This is a genomic window from Bacillus sp. JJ722 (genome assembly GCF_036963345.1).
Classification (GTDB): Bacteria; Bacillota; Bacilli; order Bacillales; family DSM-1321; genus Bacillus_AD.
Genome location: NZ_JBALMO010000171.1, coordinates 1 through 2,439, shown reverse-complemented (window position 1 = coordinate 2,439; position 2,439 = coordinate 1). Strand labels below are relative to the sequence as shown.

Below are 2,439 nucleotides of genomic sequence, written 5' to 3'. Positions count from 1 at the left end.
GGTTATATAAGATTGCGTATAATCATTGCTTAAATAAAATCAAAAGAAAATCTATTATTAACTTTATCCCTTTTACAGAAAAAAGTAGATTAGAGGATTCTAAAGATGAAGAGACCGATTTTGAACTAAGTTACATATTGTCTAAATTGAAACCGAAAGAACGAGCTCTGATTGTTCTTAGAATTATTGAAGATAAGGATTTTACAGAAATTGCGCAAATTTTAGGAATAAACATTCCTACCGCTAGAAAGCGATTTGAACGATTAAAATTGAAGATACAACTAATAATCGAAAGGAGGCTTCAAGATGAAGAATAAAATCAAAACATTCAAAGAGTTTGAAATGCGATTGAAGAATGAACAAATCCAAAAAGTACAAATTAATTATTTGTTAGAGCAAAAAATAATGGACAAGAAAAAAATATGGAAACCATTTTATTTAAGAACTTCGTTTATTGTATTATTCGTTAGTCTGTTCGTAACCGTTTCTATAGCTACAGCTGTACAATTAACAGGTTTGAAGTTTTATAATAATAAGAAAGAACAAATATTTGAGATTGAGAAAATGTCCAAAGAATCAGAATCAGAAGGTCACATAAATGATAATCTTGTTAAAAAAAATGAGACCATCATGGAACGTATAGAGGAGGAAATCCCTAAAGGGAAATTTGTATATTTTTTAGATGTAGAGGGATATGAAAAAATAGGATTAACATCCGTGGCCCTGTTGATGAATCCCGAAAAAATTAAAAGTGTATCACAAATCCCAAATACTATTCTAAAATCTATTCATTTAAAGGATGAATTCTTGGAAAAATATAAACTTAAAGAAGGATCTATACATTATAGGCCCTCAAGCTATAAGGAATCGAAGAAAGTGGCTGAAAAATTGTATTTGGAAGCAAAAGAAAAAAATCTCCCATATATCACTAAGGAAGGTAACTTAACATCTAAGATTAGCAATATATGGCTAACGTATACAAATAACGATAAAAAACAATTTCAAAGTTTTCAAATTCAGATCTCCACAGTTAATGACAAACTCGTAACAAACGAAGACTATACAGGATATACACAGTTCAAAGAGTACGGAATAGATTTCTTATACAGTGAAGACTTACAAGAAATACTATTTATAAAAGAAGATAACTCGCAAAAATTACTTATAAGCATTCTATTTAATCAACACTCTCAAGACCAAAAACTAATAATTAAACAAGAATTAATATCCATTGCAAAAAGCATGCTAAACATATAATCATTGATATCGCTATGTATATGTCTTTCGTACATCATGAAACAAAGCATTTCTCGATACTCAAGAAATGCTTTGTTTTTACTTATTCGAATACTAGTTATCTTACTTTTGTTGTTCTTTCAACAGTTCCACATTTGGGTCAAGACCGAACCATTTTTGATAGATTTCGTTGTATTTGCCATTTTCAAAAATAGTATTAATTGCTTTATTCAATTCTTCTTGTAGTTGTTTATTACCTTTTGCAAGCATGATTCCATAGTATTCTTCTCCAAAAGTTGTATGATCCTCGATCACTTTTAATTTTTCTTTTGGATTATTTTTAGCGTATTCATCCACGATTGCACTATCAGCTATCACTGCATCTGCCCCGCCTTTAATTAATTCCATGATTGCTAAAGTATTACTCTCAAACTTTTTAATATTTTTACCATTTTTACCTAGTAGTTTTTCAGTTGCAATATTGCCTGTAGTTCCACCTTGAACAGCCACTACTTTATCTTTTTTCAAATCAGCTGCACTTTTAATTGAACTGCCTTCAGGTACTAGAATTTTTAATGTTGATAAATAGTATGGGTGTGAGAAATCATATGTTTTCTTACGATCTTCATCGATGGTAATAGCTGCTATAGCCATATCCGCACGCTTATTATCTAACTCTACAAATATTGGATCCCAACCAACATGTTCTACCTTAACATCATACCCAGCTTCCTTTGCAACAGCTTTTACGAAGTCAACATCGAAACCTTTTACTTTATCTTTATCTAAATATTCCATAGGAGCAAAAGCTGCATTTGTTACAACTCTTAATGTATTCTTTTCTCCCTTATTTCCCGATGCATTACTACTATCTTTCGATCCACAACCTGTTAAAGCTAATAAAAAAGCACATAACAGCATGAAACCAACCGCCATTTTCTTCATCTAGAAGTCCCCTTTTAATGTTTTTTTGCAAACTATAAATATATGATAATTCTGATTTCATTCATTTTATTTTAAGATTAGAGCCAACAGATGATCCACTAGCATTATTACATATAAAAAGGTAATGTAGATAACTAGTCTCCTATACAATTAGAACAGTATAGCTTCACCCTACTAGCAACTCTATTCTGTGATGTTATCCTTTCGCTTTGTTTCTACTAAACTGAAAATCTTTTACACGTTCACCTTCTTTTTATT

At 30.5% G+C, this 2,439-nt stretch carries 3 protein-coding genes; 2 read left to right on the top strand and 1 reads right to left on the bottom strand.

Going from position 1 to position 2,439, the window contains the following annotated elements:
* Both V7014_RS19295 and V7014_RS19290 read left to right on the top strand, forming a co-directional pair.
* On the top strand, positions 1-317 hold a 317-nt coding region (locus tag V7014_RS19295), incomplete at its 5' end, for an RNA polymerase sigma factor (protein ID WP_335509371.1).
* The gene (locus tag V7014_RS19290) at positions 307-1,257 is read left to right on the top strand and encodes a hypothetical protein (RefSeq protein ID WP_335509369.1); all 951 of its coding nucleotides are present in this window, start codon (positions 307-309) and stop codon (positions 1,255-1,257) included. The genes V7014_RS19295 and V7014_RS19290, both read left to right, overlap by 11 nt.
* A gap of 102 nt (positions 1,258-1,359) precedes the next feature.
* On the opposite strand, the gene V7014_RS19285 is transcribed toward V7014_RS19290, so the two are convergent.
* A complete protein-coding gene (locus tag V7014_RS19285) occupies positions 1,360-2,181 on the bottom strand; it encodes a basic amino acid ABC transporter substrate-binding protein (protein ID WP_335509368.1) in 822 nt (273 codons plus the stop codon).
* Positions 2,182-2,439 lie beyond the last annotated feature (258 nt).